The organism is Psychrobacter sp. Ps2, assembly GCF_022129405.1.
GTDB lineage: Bacteria > Pseudomonadota > Gammaproteobacteria > Pseudomonadales > Moraxellaceae > Psychrobacter.
The window spans coordinates 1-19445 of sequence record NZ_JADQAM010000046.1 but is presented as its reverse complement, the minus strand read 5'-3'; the positions used below and the strand labels follow the sequence as shown (position 1 = coordinate 19445).

14 protein-coding genes are annotated in these 19445 nt (G+C 42.8%); 11 read left to right on the top strand and 3 right to left on the bottom strand.

From position 1 onward, the window contains the following. The first annotated feature begins 60 nt into the window (after positions 1 to 60). Entirely contained in the window at positions 61 to 1482 is a 1422-nt protein-coding gene (locus tag I3254_RS05485) for a glutamate synthase subunit beta (protein WP_238051968.1), read from the top strand. 289 nt (positions 1483 to 1771) lie between these two features. After that, a complete protein-coding gene (locus tag I3254_RS05480) occupies positions 1772 to 2983 on the top strand; it encodes an FUSC family protein (RefSeq protein WP_238051966.1) in 1212 nt (403 codons plus the stop codon). 81 nt (positions 2984 to 3064) lie between these two features. Here I3254_RS05480 and I3254_RS05475 read toward each other — a convergent pair whose 3' ends face one another. Then, positions 3065 to 4198: an extracellular solute-binding protein gene (locus I3254_RS05475; RefSeq protein WP_057761690.1), complete on the bottom strand. Its 1134-nt coding sequence runs from the start codon at positions 4196 to 4198 to the stop codon at positions 3065 to 3067. Positions 4199 to 4573: 375 nt separating this feature from the next. Between I3254_RS05475 and I3254_RS05470 the strand changes: the two genes are divergently transcribed. Continuing rightward, positions 4574 to 5401: a 3-oxoacyl-ACP reductase gene (locus I3254_RS05470; RefSeq protein ID WP_238051964.1), complete on the top strand. Its 828-nt coding sequence runs from the start codon at positions 4574 to 4576 to the stop codon at positions 5399 to 5401. 205 nt (positions 5402 to 5606) lie between these two features. On the opposite strand, the gene I3254_RS05465 is transcribed toward I3254_RS05470, so the two are convergent. Next, on the bottom strand, positions 5607 to 6437 hold the full coding sequence (locus I3254_RS05465; RefSeq protein WP_238051962.1) for an HAD family hydrolase: 831 nt from the start codon (positions 6435 to 6437) through the stop codon (positions 5607 to 5609). Between the two features lie 299 nt (positions 6438 to 6736). Between I3254_RS05465 and I3254_RS05460 the strand changes: the two genes are divergently transcribed. The 3 genes from I3254_RS05460 to I3254_RS05450 all read left to right on the top strand — a co-directional run bounded on the left by I3254_RS05460 (position 6737) and on the right by I3254_RS05450 (position 8777). Further along, the gene (locus tag I3254_RS05460) at positions 6737 to 7186 is read left to right on the top strand and encodes a hypothetical protein (protein WP_238051960.1); all 450 of its coding nucleotides are present in this window, start codon (positions 6737 to 6739) and stop codon (positions 7184 to 7186) included. Between the two features lie 523 nt (positions 7187 to 7709). Beyond that, positions 7710 to 8189: a BLUF domain-containing protein gene (locus I3254_RS05455; protein WP_238051958.1), complete on the top strand. Its 480-nt coding sequence runs from the start codon at positions 7710 to 7712 to the stop codon at positions 8187 to 8189. Positions 8190 to 8297: 108 nt separating this feature from the next. After that, the gene (locus tag I3254_RS05450) at positions 8298 to 8777 is read left to right on the top strand and encodes a BLUF domain-containing protein (RefSeq protein ID WP_238051956.1); all 480 of its coding nucleotides are present in this window, start codon (positions 8298 to 8300) and stop codon (positions 8775 to 8777) included. A 133-nt stretch (positions 8778 to 8910) separates the two neighbouring features. On the opposite strand, the gene parC is transcribed toward I3254_RS05450, so the two are convergent. Next, positions 8911 to 11217, bottom strand: coding sequence for a DNA topoisomerase IV subunit A (gene parC, locus I3254_RS05445; protein WP_238051955.1), 2307 nt, complete (start codon positions 11215 to 11217; stop codon positions 8911 to 8913). A 457-nt stretch (positions 11218 to 11674) separates the two neighbouring features. Here parC and I3254_RS05440 point away from each other — a divergent pair, with 457 nt between their 5' ends. The 5 genes from I3254_RS05440 to I3254_RS05420 all read left to right on the top strand — a co-directional run bounded on the left by I3254_RS05440 (position 11675) and on the right by I3254_RS05420 (position 19366). Beyond that, the gene (locus I3254_RS05440) at positions 11675 to 13468 is read left to right on the top strand and encodes a VWA domain-containing protein (RefSeq protein ID WP_238051952.1); all 1794 of its coding nucleotides are present in this window, start codon (positions 11675 to 11677) and stop codon (positions 13466 to 13468) included. A 353-nt stretch (positions 13469 to 13821) separates the two neighbouring features. Then, positions 13822 to 15549 (top strand): AMP-binding protein, encoded by a 1728-nt coding sequence (locus tag I3254_RS05435; RefSeq protein WP_160023498.1) that lies wholly within the window; start codon positions 13822 to 13824, stop codon positions 15547 to 15549. Positions 15550 to 16058: 509 nt separating this feature from the next. After that, positions 16059 to 17858, top strand: a complete 1800-nt coding sequence (locus tag I3254_RS05430) for an AMP-binding protein (RefSeq protein ID WP_160023500.1) — start codon at positions 16059 to 16061, stop codon at positions 17856 to 17858. Between the two features lie 181 nt (positions 17859 to 18039). Then, a complete protein-coding gene (gene rph / locus I3254_RS05425; protein ID WP_057761673.1) occupies positions 18040 to 18756 on the top strand; it encodes a ribonuclease PH in 717 nt (238 codons plus the stop codon). 118 nt (positions 18757 to 18874) lie between these two features. Then, positions 18875 to 19366, top strand: coding sequence for a hypothetical protein (locus I3254_RS05420; RefSeq protein WP_238051950.1), 492 nt, complete (start codon positions 18875 to 18877; stop codon positions 19364 to 19366). Positions 19367 to 19445: the final 79 nt, after the last annotated feature.

The window sequence follows — 19445 nt, the reverse complement described above, 5'->3', positions numbered from 1 at the left end:
CAAACATCGCTGACTGTCGCCACCCACTGCAAAAGAGCCTTATATAAAAGAGATAGCACCATGGCAAAACGCTTAGAAAATAACTTCCAGTTTTTAGATGTACCGAGATTTGATCCAACCAAAAAAGACATTGCAACGCGTTCAACAGAGTTTGTTGAAATTTATAAACCTTTCGAAAACGAAGCTGTTGCTCAGCAAGCGCATCGTTGTCTTGAGTGTGGTAACCCGTACTGCGAATGGAAATGTCCAGTACACAACTATATCCCTAACTGGCTAAAACTGGCCACAGAAGGCCAGATATTTCAGGCAGCTGAATTGTGCCACCGTACTAATACCTTGCCTGAAGTGTGCGGACGAGTTTGCCCACAAGATCGTCTGTGTGAAGGCGCTTGTACGTTAAATGATGGTTTTGGTGCAGTGACCATTGGTAATGTCGAAAAATATATCAACGATACCGCGTTTGCACTTGGCTGGCGTCCAGATATGTCTGAAGTCGTTTGGACAGACAAAAAAGTCGCTATCATTGGCGCAGGACCAGCAGGTTTAGGTTGCGCAGATATCTTGGTCAGAAATGGTGTCAAACCAGTTGTCTTTGATAAGCGCCCTGAGATTGGCGGCTTACTAACATTTGGCATCCCTGAGTTCAAAATGGAAAAAGATGTCATGCGCAATCGCCGCGTGATCTTTGAAGACATGGGTATCGAATTCCGTTTAGAGACAGAGATTGGTACAGACGTCACGATTGATGAGCTATTGGCTGACTATGACGCGGTATTTATGGGTATGGGTACATACACCTATATGCGCGGCGGCTTTGCTGGTGAAGAGCTGAAAGGCGTCTATGATGCACTAGATTACCTGATTGCCAACGTGAACCGTTGCAATGACTGGGAAAAAGACGCTGAAGAGTACATCGACTTTAAAGGTAAAAAAGTGGTAGTACTCGGTGGCGGCGATACCGCAATGGACTGTAACCGTACCAGCATCCGTCAAGGCGCCGAAAAAGTAGTTTGTGCCTATCGCCGTGATGAGGAAAACATGCCGGGTTCACGCCGCGAAGTGGTCAATGCTCGTGAGGAAGGCGTCGAGTTCTTATTTAATCGTCAGCCAACCGAAATCATCGGCTTAAACGGTAAAGTTAATGGCGTGAAAGTTGTTACTACTCAGCTGGGTGCACCAGACAATCGTGGTCGTCAACGCCCTGAGCCAATCCCTAATTCTGAAGAGATCATTCCATGTGATGCAGTCATCATGGCCTTTGGTTTTAGACCAAGTCCTGCTGATTGGTTTGAGTCTCAGCAAGTGGGGATGGACAGCTCTGGTCGCGTACTAGCAGCCGAAAAGCAAACCTTCAAATTCCAGACCCAAAATCCTAAAATCTTCGCTGGTGGCGATATGGTACGCGGTTCTGACTTGGTTGTGACAGCGATTTGGGAAGGCCGCGAAGCTGCGGAAGGCATTTTAGACTACCTAGAAGTGTAATACGCTAGCGCAATAGACTATTATTCATTAATACTGACGCAGTTCTCAATGAATAGTTTGATAAGTCATTTGATAAATAATCTTCAATAGCGTAGATTTCAATATAGTGTGCTAGGATATTTTTTATAATGCCTTTTACCTGTGAATAATGGGTAAAAGGCGTTATTTTTTGCCCGTCATTTTGCTGATAGAATATCCATTTATACTTACCCTTAGTTATTGATGTTTTTTAATAATACTTTATTAAAATGTCTCACTTAAATATTCCATCCAAAAAGAGTAGCCTTGCGTGAAACCCACCCTTTATCAGCGTATTACTGCTCCACTTGTCGAACCCTATGTTCGCTACCAACATGCAGATATTTTACATGCCATACGCCTAGGTACGGCTGTGATATTGGCCCTATTGGTAAATAAAATCACCAATCTTCCGCACGGTGAATGGACGACCATTACAGTATTTATTATTCTAGGGTTATTGCAATACCAAGGCGCTATTTATACTAAGGCGAAAGAGCGCGTAATCGGTACTTTGTTAGGTATTGGTACTGCGCTTGGGGTGTTATGGTTTAATCAGAACGCAGGCGCATGGTTGTGGGTGGACTATGCGCTCATTGGTCTGCTCAGCGGCATCATTGGCTATCTAGCCGTCAGGCAGCTTGGGTATACAGGGCTGCTAACGGGTATCACTATGTTGATGATTGTCTCTGATTTAGGCAATAATAGCATTGGTCAAGATGGTATCTACCGCGCATTAAATATCTTACTGGGGACAGGCGTTTCGGTAGCAGTGACGCTGATTTTGCCGCTCAAATCAACGTTGATGTGGCGGTTCTTATTGAGTAGTAACCTTGACGCGTGTAGTAGTCTCTATGCAGGCGTAGGTCATCATATTGACGCAACGGATGGAGTAGTGGACGACTCTGTTCAAAAATTAAACCCCGTGGCTTTTCCTGTTAAAGAAGTACCCGTTGATAGAGCGTTGGTCACAGCGTTACAACAGATTAATAAACGTCTGCTGGCTGTGCGACCCCATATCGCGGCGACGGCCAGTGAGTCAGGTATTGAAAAGGAAACGCTAGAGACAATTCAACGTACCCATCGTAATATTATCGGGACGATTGACTTACTGTTAAGTGCGGCACCGCGCTTGGCAAATATCGAAATTGATGAAGAAAATCATGTTTTATTGGTACATTATCAGCATGAGCTAACCCAAGCGATGCAGCATATGGCAGCGGTATTACGTAGTCCAAGTGACGAAATATTCCGGCCCATTACTCGTATTGCTGTCTCGGAGTATCCAAGCGTACAGCACCTAGCATTTGAGTGGCAGGGCTATTTTTGGTTGACCCAAACCTTGCAGACTCAGTTGCAGCAGCTGAGTGATTTATTACAAACATCGAAGCCGCATTGGTTTGCTGCATCTGGTCTGGGCTATCAACGCCGCGAGCAGCGCCGGATGAAAGAGCAGGGCGGCGAGACGGATTTACATTTATAGCGCAAAAAAACGCTGACCATTTAGGATCAGCGTTTTTATTTTTCAAAGACTACTTTATTCTAAAATGCTAAATTAAAACTATTAACGACCAGTCTTTAGCTTATCCCAGTACTGTTGATACACTTGCAACGCCTCATCGCCTACATCTTCTTGGAACTCAGCTTTCGCTAATACTTCTTTAGAAGGATAAATCGTTGGATTGTTTTGGACGCTCTCATCCATCAGCTCACGCGCTGCTATGTTTGGTGATGCGTAGCCAATCTCTTCGCTGACAATTTTTGCATTTTCAGGACGCAATAAGTAATCAATAAATTTATGTGCTGCATCAACTTGCTTGGCGTTTTTTGGAATGACAAAGTTGTCCATCCATAAGATAGCGCCTTCGGTTGGATACTTATAAACCAAGCTAGTCAAACCTTCGTCATTGGCCATGACTGCTTCACCATTCCATGTCATACCAAGCGCAGTCTCACCTTCGATATATGGCATACGTGTCGCATCAGAGTTAAAGGTTTTGACGTTTGGCATCAACGTGGTGAGCTTATCGTAAGCGGCTTCGATTTCGTCAGGATTGCTACTATTACCTGAGTAGCCAAGAGTCAGCAGTGCCATACCAAAGACTTCACGCACGTCATTGGTCAGCATCACCTGACCCTTATACTTAGGGTCCCAAAGGTCATTCCAGCTATTGACAGTTTTCGGATCGACACTGTCACCGTTAATGGCTAGACCAGTGCTGCCCCACATATAAGGGATAGAGTATTTGTTATCAGGATCAACTTTGGTATTGGTAAATGAGGTATCAAGGTTTTTAAAATTGCTCAATTTAGACTTGTCTAGCTCTTGTAGCAGTCCTTCTTTCGCCATTTTTTCGACGTAATAAGTCGATGGAATCGCTAAGTCATACTGACTAGAATCATCCAATAGTTTGAGCTTGGCATACATCGCTTCGTTAGAGTCAAATGTGGTGTAATTAACTGAGATGCCAGTCTCTTCTTCAAAGCCATCAAGAATTTCTTGCGGCATATACTCTGACCAATTGTAAAGGTTCAGCGTCTCATTACTCGCCGCAGCACTGCCATCCGCTGCATTGTCAGAGTTGCTACAACTGGCAAGCACCAAGCCGACAGCCGCCGCTAACAATGCTTTTGGCACTATACGACCGACACTAGCCGAGGTGTGAGTAGTGGGATGGGACGATGATAAATGGGTCAAAATATCTCTCCTAAATAAAGATAATGCAAATCAGAAAAATTCAATAAAAAAGCCAAAAAGATACAAGCCTGACATGGCCAATAAAACTATTATGGTCATTAGTTTATACAATTTAAAGGGTTATCATTAAGGCAATGCTCAATAATACTAATAAAAATAGCCAGTTGGGCTAATGAGATGAGTAGCAAAACTAACTTAATGACAGCTAATTTTGGGTAGAATTGCTAGCCAGCTGCTAACGTCGAATCGAAAAAAGATAGTATATAACCATGCTATGATTGGCGCAGACCGAAGTATGACGAACATCATCTAAGTAAGTATAAGCTTTTGGCTCTAAGACACCAACCATACCATAATAATAAGGGATACAGCACAATGACCGAAAGTACCTCAACTCAAAACGCCTTGAATAAAAGCCACTCAGTTATACCAGCCTTGCTTACGGATAAAGTCGCCATAGTTACTGGTGCCAGTCGTGGGCTTGGTGCACAGATTGCACAGCAAATGGCAGCCGCAGGTGCGATCGTCTGCGTCAACTACCTCAATAGTAAACAGGCTGCTGAGACGGTAGTGGCTGATATCATCGCGACAGGTGGCCGAGCATTTGCTTATCAGGCGGATGTCACCGAGCTTGAGCAAGTACAAGCCATGGCAGCTGAAGTCATCACTCGTCATGGACGTATTGATATATTGGTCAATAATGCTTTACCAAGTTATCAATTCAATCCAAGTGCTGCGTACACCAGTATCGAAACAGTAAAGTGGTCGCATTTTTCGCAACAAATGAACGGTATCGTCAAAGGCGCAGTCAATATGGTGCAAGCGGTGCTGCCGCAAATGAAAGCGCAGCAAGTAGGAAAAATCATCAATATCTCGACCAATCTTGTCTACAACCCAGTGGTTACCTATTATGATTACACCACGGCTAAATCAGCATTGATTGGACTGACCCGCAACCTAGCGAGCGAGCTTGGACAGTATGGTATTCGGGTTAATTTGCTGGCAGGTGGATTATTAAAAACTACCGACGCAAGTAGCTTAACCACTGAAGAGGTATTCGATTATATCGCGACTACAACACCGCTACGCCAAGCGACTTCGGTAGCGGATTTTGCCAATTCAGTATTGCTCATGGCGTCTGATTTGAGTATGGCTATTACTGGACAATCTATCGCTGTCGATGGTGGCTTGACTATGCCTTAATTGAGGCCTTAACTGATTGCTCAACGCTCTATTGGATTTGTAGAAGGGATGAAATGAATACTCGACAAAGTATTGGATTCATCACCGCTACAGTTTTCATTTGTATTTTCTATATAAAACTAGCCCATAATAAGAAGCCCATACTAGTCAGCTAGTAAGGGCTTTTTTTAAATAAACATTAATGGTTTTATGTGCCTGAACAGTCTTATGACTTCATTGCTAACTGATTAAGCACGGTTTGGATACCATACTCTTCGATTGTCCCAGTGACAAAGTCAGCGCGTTCTATTAAAGCTGGCTGTGCATCTCCCATGGCTACAGCAAATCCAACCAAGTCGAACATTTCTAAATCATTCATACCATCACCAAATGCCATACATTCGCTTGCATCTACATCATAGTATTTGCATACATCTTTGATACCGCGGGCTTTTGACGCATCTGCTGGCAATATATCAGCACCAATCTGATGCCAATGCACCAGCTTTAAATCATACTGGGCAAAGTCGATGTCTTGCATCTTTTCTTGCTGATTGTTAAAAAATACCGAGCACTGATAGACGGTATTTGATTTGTAGTACTCAGGGTCAAGGATCGAATTGGGCGTGACAGCATTGAACTCGCGTAAACGTTCATTTTCACCTGACCACGCGATATGAGTGGCAGAGTCAAACTTATGAATCAAATCACTCTGCTGACACAGGCGTACGATTTTATCTGTCTGTTCAGCCGTTAGCGGGTAGTGGCTGATTCGGCCGCTTTTATCAAAACTATATTGTCCATTCATACAAATAATGGCGTCCAATATATCTGCATCAAGCAACGCTAGAATGTCTTCAGGCAATATGGCTTTAGAACGACCAGTCGAAATCACTAGTTTAATATCGGTATCTGCAAGCTGCTCAAGCGTCGCTTTATTGTGTTCAGCGATAATGCCGTTGCGGCTCAAGGTATCATCGATGTCAAAAAAGATGATTTTGGGGGTCGAAATCTTAGTAGTCATACTTTCTTTGGCAATCTTATCTTCGATAAACATGATGATCCTATTATTTTTAGTCGTGTAGATACAATGATTCAGATACTACTACAACATACCCAATCAGATAAATACCTATCGAGTAACCTATGATGCTACAAGTATGCTTATTGAGACAGTATTTGCATGTAGCCTGTAGAACCGCTCATTGCTTGTCCAGAGTATTAACAAAAATGCTAAACGATATGACTAACTTAACCGTGTTTATTTATTATAAAGTTATATTAAATTATCAAAACCAATCTACGAAATAAGATGGTCTATTCCTATTAATGCATCGGCTACCTAAAGGAACAAGCATGAACTTTTTCACCTTAAAATCGATTACAGTTTTTGCAACCTTGGCTTTATCTGCCAATGCTCTTGCAATGGATGTTGAATTTAATGATGCTGCTTGGGATGGCAAGAAAATACCTGAAGGGCAGCAATGTCTAAATTATGATGGCAAAAGTCCAGCCACGCCTAGCATGACTGTTTCAAACATTCCGGCAGGCACGGAGAGCTTGGTATTCGTCTATAACGATGTAAGCAACAAACGTATGCAGCATGGTGGGCATGGTATCGTAGAGTTCGCACTACCAGAGGGCGCTACGAGCGCAGAAGTGCCACAAGTATTTGGTCACACTTACGAAGTACCAGTCGGTATTGAGATGGTCGCAGAATACCGTAATCGTAAAGGCGAGGCAGGCGGTGCATATAAGCCGCCTTGCTCTGGCGGCAAGAACCATCTGTATACGGTAGATGTATAAGCATGGCAAGGTGATTCGGTACTTGCTGAGACAACAGTTGAAATGGGTCGGTATTGATACGTTAGCTATTCAATTAATATGCAGCAATTAGTGTGCAACAATTAGTATGTAATAAAGCCGTCTATACAAGACTGTTTATACATAGCGTAGACGGCTTTTTATTGAGAGTAGGTTGTGTTTTATATACCTATAAATACGCTAACTTAATAAACATGACAGGCCCTGATGAATCCTTGTAGAGTTTAGTCTATAAGTAAACATGACTTAGTCGTATAAGTGCGTTGAGGCAGGGCTATAGGAGAATATAGATTAGGCTTGTTAATTATTGGAATAATGCCAAGATACTGAACGTGACAACTTTGTAGTATAATTTTACTACTATGAATATTGGTATGCTATATCATTGAAACTTCTATGTTATAAATCTAAAAAAATCATAGCAAATGATAAAAAACGTTATTAATTATACTTTATCTTAAAGTGTATCTTGATTTGAATGAATTTTTTATAAATAAGGTTTCTTATGAACATAACGACAAGCCAATCCTCAGAAGATAGAAAAAGGCATGGCGAGCATATTCTTATCCACATGACATATATCGCCAAAAATGTCGATCTAGATTCTGGGATTGAGCTGACTCGCGCACTTGAGTACTGGCGCAGATATTTTGAAGAAAACGATATCGTTTCAGCTTTAGTCATTAGTGAAGGTTATTTCGTTCAAAGTTTTCAAGGGACAAGGCCTGCTATCAATACTGCCTTGGAAAAGATACTTGACGAGCATTCCACCATTGTCCCTAATATTGTGAATATAGAGGAAATCGAATCGCGCCACTGGAATGGGTTTTTAGTTAAGCATTTAACCTCAAGCGTTGAAGATGAAGAGCATGCCCTAAAGAACTTCTCAGCAGGCTCTGATTACAATCCTTATTTAATGAAAAGCACTCAGATTGAAAGCTTTTTGACAGCGATATTTGAAGGTGCTGAATCCGATAGGTTTTAAGTGAGTAGCATTTCTATACCATAAGAGTCATCTATTTTAATTGGCGTAAAAAAGCCGTCTATAAAGTGTCTTTTGATTTAGATAATTTTTTTATAAATAAGGTTTCTTATGCATATCACTACCAACCAACCTTTAGAAGATAGAAAAAGACATGGTGAGCATATTACGCTAAGCCTAACGTATATTGGCAGAAATAGTGACAGTAATAATGGAATAGGGTTGGCTCGTCTGCTTGAGCAATGGCGAAGGAATAATGAAAAAAGTGGTGTAACCTCAGCGCTTGTCGTGAATGACAATTACTTTATTCAAAATATTGAAGGTCCAAGACCTCTTATCAATGAAATACTAGTAAAATTGATCAGTGAGTACTCTTACCTAGTACCCCACCTCAGTGAAATTGAGGAAATAGAAGAACGTAGGTGGGATGGGTTTTTAATAAAATATTTAACATCAAGTGCAGAAGACGAAGCATATACCCTAAAAAGTTTCTCAGCAGGTGCTGACTTTAATCCGTATCTAATGAAAAGCACTCAGATTACAAGCTTCCTGAAAGCGATCTTTGAGGATGCTGTATCTAATAAGTCTTAAATAATTTCTCTATTTTGAGTAGCGTAGAAAAGCCGCCTATACATTGTGTATAGGCGGCTTTTTAAGCTGTTTAATTTTATTAGCTAGATTTTGAACTAGGGTTTCCAAAATTTAACTAGTCAAACTAGTCAAACTAGCCAATCTCAACACTCGTCACGTTCTGAAAGCCTCTTGGCAGCTGTCCACCACGATTACCGCGAACACCCGTATAGTTAGCCAAATCATTTGGCTTGAGTGTCACATGGCGTTTGCCAGCAGTAATGACAAGGCTGTCCTGCTGACTAAGTGGTGTGATTGCGAGCACTTCTTCACCGTCTTTTAATTTAATAAGTTTGTTCCCTTTACCGCGAGCTTGTTCAGGCAAATCATCGAGGGCAAATATCAGTAGATACCCTGCATTGGTTGCAACGGCAACATGATCAGGTGTCACGCTTATATTGCTATTTTCACCTTCTGTATTAGCGGCCGTCTCTACTGGTACGTCGATACGTGCAACAGGGAGCAAGCGACTATCAGTTGCTAGGTTAATGACGTTTTTACCAGCTTTTTGATTGCTATCAAGGTTGCCAATGGTATTGATAAAACCATAACCTGCTGAGCTGGCAAGGATAATACGTTGATCGTTATCACCCGTTAGTAGCTGCTCAAAGCTAGCGCCTGCTGGCGGCTTTAATACACTGGTCAATGGATCACCTTGACCACGCGCGGAAGCAAGATTGTGCGCATCGATACTGTAACTGCGTCCCGTACTGTCGAGTACGTAAATCCTTTCGTTTGATTTGCCGCGCACGTGCGCCTGATAGCTGTCACCTGAACGGTAACTCATGCCAGCGGCATCGACATCATGGCCTTTGGCAGCACGAATCCAACCCGCTTTTGATAAGATGGCAGTGACCGGCTCACTTGGTACGAGGTCTGACTCTTTTAGTGCTTGCGCTTCTTCGCGTTCTGCCAATGGTGATACACGCTCATTGCCATGTTCTTTCATATCGGCAGTAAGCTCATCGATCATCAGATTGGTTAGACTGTCTGGATTGTCTAAGTATTCTTGAATGATGGCACGTTCGGCAGCAAGTTCATCTTGCTCGCGGCGCAGCTCAATCTCTTCTAATTTTGCCAACTGACGCAAACGAATATCCAAGATAGCATTGGCTTGAATGTCAGTCAGGTCATAATCCTGCATCAAGGTCGCTTTTGGATCATCCTCTTCACGAATGATGCGAATCACTTCATCAATATTCAGATAAGCAATCAGTAAGCCCGCCAAGATATGTAAGCGTTTATCGATTTTATCGAGACGATATTGCAAGCGTCGCGTGACCACCGAGCGGCGACAGATTAACCATTCTTCCAAGACTTCCTTTAGGTTTTTTACCTGCGGCTTACCATTTAAGCCAATCATATTCATATTGACGCGGTAATTACTTTCTAGGTCAGTACTGGCAAATAGATGGCTCATGACACGCTCGACATCGACCCGCGTTGAGCGCAACTCAAGGACGATACGGCAGGCATTTTCATGATCTGATTCATCATGAATATCCGTCACCCAAGGCAGCTTCTTATCAGTCATAAGCTTGGCGATTTGCTCTTGAATTTTGTTGCCTGACACTTGGTAAGGCAGCGCATCAATGATGACGAGATTCTTTTCTTTAGAGTCAACATGAAAGGTGGCGCGCATCTTATAACTGCCGCGTCCAGTCTCGTACATCGCTTGCAAATCTTTTTTGCTGGTGATGATTTCCGCTGGTGTCGGTAGGTCAGGTGCGGGTATCGATTGGGTAAGCTGCTTAACCGACAGCTCTGGGTTTTTGAGCAAACGAATGGCCGCGCGTACCACTTCATTAAGGTTATGTGGCGGAATATCAGTTGCCATACCAACAGCAATACCTGTCGTACCATTTAATAAGATATTAGGCAGGCGGGCAGGTAGGGTAGTTGGCTCTTGCATCGTGCCATCGAAGTTATCTTGCCAATCGACGGTGCCTTGCCCCAATTCTGCGAGCAACGTATTGGCATAAGCCGACATTTTGGCTTCGGTATAACGCATCGCGGCAAAGGATTTCGGATCATCTGGGCTACCCCAGTTACCTTGACCAGTGATAAGCGGATAGCGATAGCTGAACGGCTGAGCCATCAGTACCATCGCTTCGTAACAAGCGATATCACCATGCGGATGGTATTTACCCAAGACGTCACCGACCGTACGTGCGGATTTCTTCGCCTTGGCAGAGGATTTTAGCCCAAGCTCGCTCATGGCATAGACGATGCGACGTTGGACAGGTTTTAGACCGTCAGCGATATTTGGCAACGCCCGATCCATGATGACGTACATGGCATAGTTGAGATAGGCCTGCTCAGTGAACTCTGCGACTGAACGAGTATCCATCGGCTCATTGGGAATAATTGGGGCGATCGTATGATCAATAACATCAGACATAAAATAGGATTCACTTATCAGTTTTAATAGGTATAGATAATTGGTTCAAGCATACAAATAGGATAGTGCTATCGTAAAGGATATTGCACCAATTAAAAAGACGTATGTCAGAATATACGACATCTCGTGACGTGCTTAAAACAAGCGCTTATAAGGGTCTTTTATAGTGTGGTGATTCATAGCTTTTATAGATTAAGTTAAGTATAGTAAATCTAATATTTGTTTTTTATATGGTTAATAGATGTCTTAAGGTTTAATCCTTTTTATTTAAGATATTTTATCTATCCTTAGTCTACAGACAGTAGGTTCAGAATAGTTTTAATGCAAAATTAATAACTGAAAGTATGACAGTTAATAGACTGAAAAAGGCGGCTACTTTGCCTATTTAAATAGCGTTAACCATATATTGACACGGACAAGTCGCTACTGAATTATCTTACAATAAGGAATTTCTGTTATGTCATTTGACACTTTATCTAAAATTTCCGCCTCTAAAATGCTAAAAAACGAAAGTAAGCACCTAGGGAAAAACGTTACTAGAAATGTGCTGTTGATTACTGCTATAGCCAATCTAGGATTGACAGCCTGTAGCCCTTCACAAATGAGCAAAACGCCACCAGCCGAGACAAGCAGTACAGTCAATCAAGATGCAGCAGTGATGTCAGAGTCTATCATGGCGTCACCCAGTGTTAAGCCATCAGTCATCAGCCAACAGATGATGATACGTTCTGCGGCGCAGACAGGTATCGTACGCCCATCACCGAGCATCATAGTCACGCCAGAGGCAAAAGACAACTATCAAAAAAACGCAGCCAATCCTGTACATCGAACTACGGATATGGCGGTATCCACCCTGTCTATCGATACCGATACGGGCAGCTACGCCAATGTGCGCCGCTATTTAAACGAGGGTCAACTACCACCTGTTGATGCCGTACGGGTAGAGGAATTGATTAATTATTTTAACTATCAATTTGATGATGGCAAACGCCTAGGTAGTGCCCCATTTGTTGTATCAACTGAGGTAGTAGACTCACCTTGGGATAGGGCAGATCAGGATAATAAAATCGTCAAAGTTGGTATCAAGGCCGTTGATAGTAGTTGGTTGCAAAAAACGGATAAGCAGTCTATGCCTCCTGCCAATCTCGTATTTTTAGTAGATGTCTCAGGCTCTATGTCGTCACGCGATAAGCTGCCATTGGCTCAGTCGTCGCTTAAGCTGTTGACGGAGCAAATGCGCGCCCAAGACAGCATCAGTATCGTGACCTATTCAGGTAGTACTAGTGTGGCATTGCCTGCGACCAGTGGTGACCAAAAAGCAAAAATATTGGCTGCGATCGATGGGTTAAACGCCTCAGGATCAACCAATGGGGAAGATGCTCTGAAATTGGCCTACAGGCAAGCTGAACAAGGACTAAAAAAGAACGGTATCAATCGAATAATGATGTTAACGGATGGCGATTTTAATGTCGGTATTAGTGATGTCGATGAGATGCTGGATTTGGTCAAAGCCAATCGCGATCGCGGTATCTCTTTGTCTACCGTTGGCTTCGGTCGTGGTAATCTGAATGATCACATGATGGAGCAGATGGCGGACAACGGCAATGGTAATTACAGCTATATTGATAGTCTAACTGAAGCAAAAAAAGTCTTTGGCGATGAATTAGCTGCGACATTTAACACTGTTGCCAAAGACGTAAAAGTCCAAGTTGAGTTTAATCCTGATGTGGTGAGCGAGTGGCGCTTGATTGGTTATGAAAATCGCGTACTGGCTGAAGAAGACTTCAATAATGACAAAATTGATGCAGGTGAGCTTGGGGCAGGTAAGGCAGTGATAGCTTTGTTTGAAGTGACACCAAAAGGACAAAAAGGGTTATATAGCGATCGCCGTTATGCTGCTAGCAATGCCAGTATTAGTTGGAATAATAAACAGAACTCTAATGAGCTTGGCTATCTAAAAATTCGTTATAAAGCACCGACAGGTGGTAGCTCTAAACTCGTTAGCCAACCTATTAATAAAGCTAGCCACGCTTTAAACAAAGCCAGTATCGATACTCAGTTTGCGATGGCAGTAGCAGGGTTCGGTCAACGCTTGACTCAAAGCAATTATATTAATGACTGGCAGTACAGTGATAGCACTAAGCTTGCCAAAAGTAGTATCGCAGATAGACCGAGTAGCGATACTGATGGTACTCGTCGCAACTTTGTGACGTTGACTGAGCTGGCGAGTGCGCTAAAAAATAGCCAATAGTGAACAGATATCGTGTCGGGATAGTCATTATGAAGCAGAAGTTAAGGGTCATATTTTCTAATGGTATGACTGATGTTTTTAATCTAATGTATTGATATATATGGAGATATTTAGCGTCAAGCCTATTTGAGAACTGGTGTAGCAATCTTTTGTATTGAGTACTATGTATAAAGTGTGTATGTTAATGAACAAAGGGCTATTTACCGCTATATTGTTCGCTCAGCACTATACAAATATGTCGCAGCCTTGCTTTTCATCATAGTGATAGGCACGACTCTGACGTTTTGTATATTTATCACACTGTGATTGGCGTGGGTTGACGGTAATGTATTATTACTAGGAGAGAAAAGATTATGGAAAATCAAGGAAACTTAACCCGTCGTGACGATAAAGTTTGGCTAAAAACCTATGAAAAGCTTGGCATGACTTATGATATCGATATGCCAGCTGATAACACTTCGCTTATTGATATCTTTGAGCAAAGTTTTGCTAAATATGGCAGTAAGACCGCTTATGTCTGTATGGGCGCTAGTATTACTTTTAAAGAAGTTGATGAGCAAAGCAAGCAAGTCGCTGTTTATTTGCAGTCGCTTGGCTTGACCAAAGGCGATAAAGTCGCAGTCATGATGCCAAACATTTTGCAACTGCCAGTATCTGTCATTGGTGTCTTGCGTGCAGGTTTGACCCTGGTCAACGTCAACCCTTTATACACCACCAAAGAGCTTGAGCATCAACTTACAGATTCTGATGCCAAAGCACTAATCATGGTCGAAAACTTCGCTAAAACTTATCAAGATATCGGCCGTGATGTGGTTGATAATGTCGTCATCACTGGTATGGGCGACATGATGGGTACGCTCAAAGGCTTTATGGTCAATACTGTCGTACGCCATGTCAAAAAGATGGTACCTGATTATAGTATCGCTAAAAGCATCAGCTTTAAGAACATGCTGAAAAAAAGTCCTGCGCGTAAATACAAGCGTCCTAATGACATTATGCTCAATGATGTTGCTGTCCTACAATACACAGGTGGTACAACAGGCGTGGCTAAAGGCGCGATGCTCACGCACAAAAACCTCATTGCCAACTTAGTACAGAGCAACACCTTCTTAGGTAGTGCTTTTGATGAGTTCGATGCCAAAGGCGAGCAGGCTGTTATTCTGACCGCCCTGCCGCTATACCATATTTTCTCGTTTACCGTTTGCGGTATGTTTGGGATCTATCGTGGCTGCGTCTGCTTACTAGTGCCAAACCCTCGCGACCTTGATAGCTTAATGAAAGCATATAAAGGCAATCCACCCGCCTTCTTCCCAGCGGTCAACACCTTGTTCAATGCACTGGCTAACAACGAAGAGTTTAAAGCCATGGATCATAGCAAGTTGCAGATGTCGATGGGCGGCGGTATGGCAGTTGTGAGCGCTACCGCTGAGAAATGGCGCGAAATCACGGGCAACATTATCCTACAAGGTTATGGCTTGTCTGAGACGTCACCCGTGGCTACTGCCAATCCGCTGAGCAGCACAGAGTTTAGTGGCACCATCGGCGTTCCCATGCCAGGTACTGAAATTGCTATCATCGATGAAGAAGGCAATGAAGTCGAGATCGGCGCGCGCGGTGAGATTGGGGTTCGTGGTCCACAGGTGATGAAAGGTTACTGGCAGCGCGAAGATGCGACCAATGAAGTGATGACGCCAGATGGTTATTTTTTAACTGGTGATATCGGTATTATGGACGAAGACGGCTATGTCACTATTGTTGATCGCAAAAAGAACATGATCTTGGTTTCAGGCTTTAATGTCTATCCAAACGAAGTCGAAGAAGTCATGTCTGGTCATCCAAAAATCTTGGAGTGCGGCGTTATCGGTATCGAAGATGAAAAGAGCGGCGAGATACCAAAGATTTTTGTTGTCCGTAACGATACAAGCTTGACCAAGCAAGAAGTATTGGATTATGCGGTAGAGAATCTCACAGGCTATAAACGTCCGCGCCATGTTGAGTTTATCGATGAGTTGCCAAAATCAAACGTCGGCAAAATCTTACATAAAGACTTACGCGTACTCGAAGAAAAAAACCACGGTTAATTTGCTGATACACGCACCTAGATAGTTGTTTGATAGATGTGTGTATTAACCAAAGACACATGTGAAAGTGTCGCTCGATTAGATACTGTAGTAACTAAAGTAGTAACCAAAAATGATAAGGCTGCAACCATGCTGTCTTATCATTTTTTTGTCTTTATCGCTTTTGACATTTGCGGATGACAGCCACTATTAATAGAGAATATCTATTAAAACTGCTATAGTGCCCATCGACGTATTTTTGTTTTTGTCCAAAAAATCGTACTGGTTTTGCTCAAGGTAACAGGCGAAATCATGGTAGTAAATATCGTTTTCGACTTGGTCGTGCTGAGTGGTAGTATTATTTATCATAGACCCAGTAACACACTTTAATTTGCAAAGCTTATGAATGACAAACCCGATCATACTTATCTATTTCTTATTCATAAGCTTCTGCTGTCAGCGATAATCATAAAAAATGGTGTTTCCATTAGCATATTCAATGTTTTTAACAGTAACATTTAGGGAAAATTATGACGGATAATATTAATAAAAAAACGACAGATAATAGCGCTGCAACTGACGATAAAGCCAATACTACTAACGACGTTTATCAAAGCAACGCGTTTCCTACTATGCCGACCATCGACAGTGATAGTCCGTGGCTGAGCGCTTATGAGCGCTATAGCATCGATGCTACTATCGAGATGCCAGAAGACAATACCTCTTTACTGGATGTGTTCGAGCGTAATTTTAGCCGTTATGGCCAAAAACCTGCCTATATCTGCATGGGCTCATCGATTACTTTTAAGCAATTAGATCTATATAGCCGACAGATTGCTAGCTATTTGCAGTCAATAGGACTGGTCGCAGGCGATAAAGTTGGGGTAATGATGCCCAACGTCTTGCAGTATCCAGTGGTCGCTTTGGGTATCATTCGCGCAGGGATGGTGTTGGTCAATGTAAATCCTCTATACACCAGCCGTGAGCTATCACATCAGCTGCATGATAGTGGTGCGAAAGCGCTATTTATCGTTGAAAACTTTGCCAAAACGTATCAAGATGCCGAAGATAAAGGTCAGGTAGAGCACGTAGTGGTGTGTACCATTGGTGATATGCTAGGTACGATTAAAGGAGCTGTGGTCAACCTCGTGGCTCGTCATGTTAAAAAGATGATTCCTGCTTATAGCATACCGAATAGTGTGAGCTTCAAGCATGCCTTAAATGCTGAATCAGCCAGTAAGTACCAGCGCCCTGAGTTGAACTTAAGCGATGTGGCCCTACTGCAATATACCGGTGGTACGACAGGAGTAGCGAAAGGGGCGATGCTGTCTCACGGCAATCTAGTCGCCAACATGCTACAGGTCAGCGCGCTAATGAACAGTGCATTTGATGATGATATAGATGGTAGAGATGTGATTTTGACTGCACTGCCGCTATATCACGTATTCTCATTTATGGTCTGCGGTATGTGTAGTATGTACCAAGGTTATGCCTCGCTACTCATTCCGAATCCGCGCGATCTTGATGGGCTTATCAAAGAGATGGCCAAGTACAAGCCAGCGTTTATTCCTGCTGTGAATACCTTGTTTAATGGCTTAGTACACAAAGATAACTTTGCTGATTTGGATTTTTCTAACCTAAAAGCATCTATCGGCGGCGGTATGTCAGTATTACCTAGCGTAGCCAAAGAGTGGCATAAAATCACTGGCCTGCCTATCGTTGAAGGTTACGGCCTATCTGAGACCTCACCCGTAGTGGCTTTCAATCCGATGACCATTGCGGAATTTACTGGAAAAATAGGTATTCCTGCGCCTAGTACGGATATTGTGCTCATTGATGATGACGAAAATATAGTAGCCATGGGCGATCGAGGTGAAATCTGTGTAAAAGGTCCACAGGTCATGATTGGTTATCAGAATCGTCCGAAAGAAACTGCTGAATCCTTTACGGCTAGCGGTTACTTAAAAACTGGCGATATTGGAATCATGGACGAAAAAGGCTTTATCAAAATTGTTGATCGCAAAAAAGACATGATTTTGGTATCTGGTTTCAACGTCTATCCAAACGAAATTGAAGAGGCGATGAGTGAGCATCCAGCAGTCGTAGAATGCGGTGCTATTGGTGTACCAAATGATGATCGCGGCGAAGAGCCAAAACTGTTTGTGGTCAAAAAAGGCGACGTGACTGAAAAAGAGCTACTAGAATATGGCAAAAAACAACTGACTGGCTATAAGCGCCCACGTCATATACAGTTCGTTGACGAATTACCAAAGTCGAACGTTGGCAAAATCCTACGTAAGGAATTGCGTAAGATGGAAGGGTTAGAATAGTTTATATCTGACATTCTATTGATAACGGTGGCGTAATGGCAGGTGTGAATCTTGCTATTGCGCCGTTGTCACGTTAGGATATCTTAAGATTTTAGTCGACTACATACCTATCAATGTGTTTGCTAACGACTGATAGGTATTTTTATGACACTGCTTTTATAACATTGTACTAGGAATTTTTATGCGTATTGACAATCGTGAGCTTGACCAACTTCGCTCGATCAGCTTTGAGCGCCATTATACGAAGCATGCTGAAGGGTCAGTATTGGTAAGTTTTGGCGATACCAAAGTACTATGTACTGCCAGTGTAGAATCTGGTGTGCCGCGCTGGCTCAAGGGTAAAGGCAAAGGTTGGATCACAGCCGAGTATGGTATGTTGCCACGTGCGACCAACACTCGTAATCAGCGTGAAGCGGCTCGAGGTAAACAGTCAGGTCGTACGCAAGAGATTCAGCGTTTGATCGGTCGTAGCTTGCGTGCCATGATTGATCTGAGTAAACTTGGTGAAAACACCATCTATCTTGATTGCGATGTGTTGCAAGCGGATGGTGGTACTCGTACGGCTAGTATCACTGGTGCTGCAATTGCGCTTATCGATGCGCTAGAGAGTATCCAAAAGGCCAAGAAACTCAAAGCAGATCCGCTAATCGGACTGGTTGCTGCGGTTTCTGTTGGTATGAAAGATGGCGAAGCGTATCTTGATCTGAACTACGAAGAAGACTCTAGCTGCGATACCGACTTGAACGTTGTGATGACCCAAAAAGGCGAGTACATTGAGCTGCAAGGTACTGCTGAAGAAAAGCCATTCACTCGTGCTCAAGCAGATGCTATGCTGTCATTAGCTGAAAAAGGCATCGCTGAATTGATTAAAATGCAACAGACGGCGCTTGGTTGGTAGACTAGCGCTTAGTTACAACACACTGTCTTTGTTTTTGGTCTCAATAACTGCCTGTTAGCTGCTAATAGGCAGTTTTTTAATAGAAAATATTCGTACATTACGTAATAGGTAACAACACATGCTAAAGCTGACTGATGATGGCGCCAAAATCACCTTACAAGGGCAATCAAATGCTGCTGATAATGGCATGTTTTGGTTTGGTTCTGCATTATTGGTCGGGGCCGTCGCAGTCGCCATGGCGATGAGCCTATTGCCTGAGCGTCTAGCCATCGGTGCGCTTGCCCTGCTTATCATTAGTAGCTTCATTTTTAATAAAAAGCGCCAACAGCATAAAAAAGCCATGAGCGGTATGATTAGCAGTGGCACATTGTGGGTAAGGGCTGGCGAGCTGGTCCATGACAATCTAGGTAAGCGTGAGCATATTCATTTAACGGATGGTGATAAGATAACGCTGATTGGCGAGCAATTACAGATTGTCGATAGCAGTGACGTTCGCAAATATCATATTACTGGTTTCGAGAGTGCTCAAGAAGCAAAAGCTGCGAAAGCTATCTTAGAAGGGCAAGCGCTAACGAAACGCCATGTAAATATCAAAATGAAGAGTAATTGAGACCATCCCATATTCTGTGTAACTGCCATTTAGATTAAATGCTTACTGATACGGTCATCAAACATAATCATAAAACGAT

Excerpts from the sequence above, each read along its gene's own strand:
- I3254_RS05485 (WP_238051968.1), top strand. The coding sequence starts at position 61 with ATGGCAAAACGCTTAGAAAATAACTTCCAGTTTTTAGATGTACCGAGA.
- I3254_RS05470 (WP_238051964.1), top strand. The coding sequence starts at position 4,574 with ATGACCGAAAGTACCTCAACTCAAAACGCCTTGAATAAAAGCCACTCA.
- I3254_RS05465 (WP_238051962.1), bottom strand. The coding sequence starts at position 6,437 with ATGTTTATCGAAGATAAGATTGCCAAAGAAAGTATGACTACTAAGATT.
- I3254_RS05460 (WP_238051960.1), top strand. The coding sequence starts at position 6,737 with ATGAACTTTTTCACCTTAAAATCGATTACAGTTTTTGCAACCTTGGCT.
- I3254_RS05455 (WP_238051958.1), top strand. The coding sequence starts at position 7,710 with ATGAACATAACGACAAGCCAATCCTCAGAAGATAGAAAAAGGCATGGC.
- I3254_RS05450 (WP_238051956.1), top strand. The coding sequence starts at position 8,298 with ATGCATATCACTACCAACCAACCTTTAGAAGATAGAAAAAGACATGGT.
- parC (WP_238051955.1), bottom strand. The coding sequence starts at position 11,217 with ATGTCTGATGTTATTGATCATACGATCGCCCCAATTATTCCCAATGAG.
- I3254_RS05440 (WP_238051952.1), top strand. The coding sequence starts at position 11,675 with ATGTCATTTGACACTTTATCTAAAATTTCCGCCTCTAAAATGCTAAAA.
- I3254_RS05435 (WP_160023498.1), top strand. The coding sequence starts at position 13,822 with ATGGAAAATCAAGGAAACTTAACCCGTCGTGACGATAAAGTTTGGCTA.
- I3254_RS05430 (WP_160023500.1), top strand. The coding sequence starts at position 16,059 with ATGACGGATAATATTAATAAAAAAACGACAGATAATAGCGCTGCAACT.
- rph (WP_057761673.1), top strand. The coding sequence starts at position 18,040 with ATGCGTATTGACAATCGTGAGCTTGACCAACTTCGCTCGATCAGCTTT.
- I3254_RS05420 (WP_238051950.1), top strand. The coding sequence starts at position 18,875 with ATGCTAAAGCTGACTGATGATGGCGCCAAAATCACCTTACAAGGGCAA.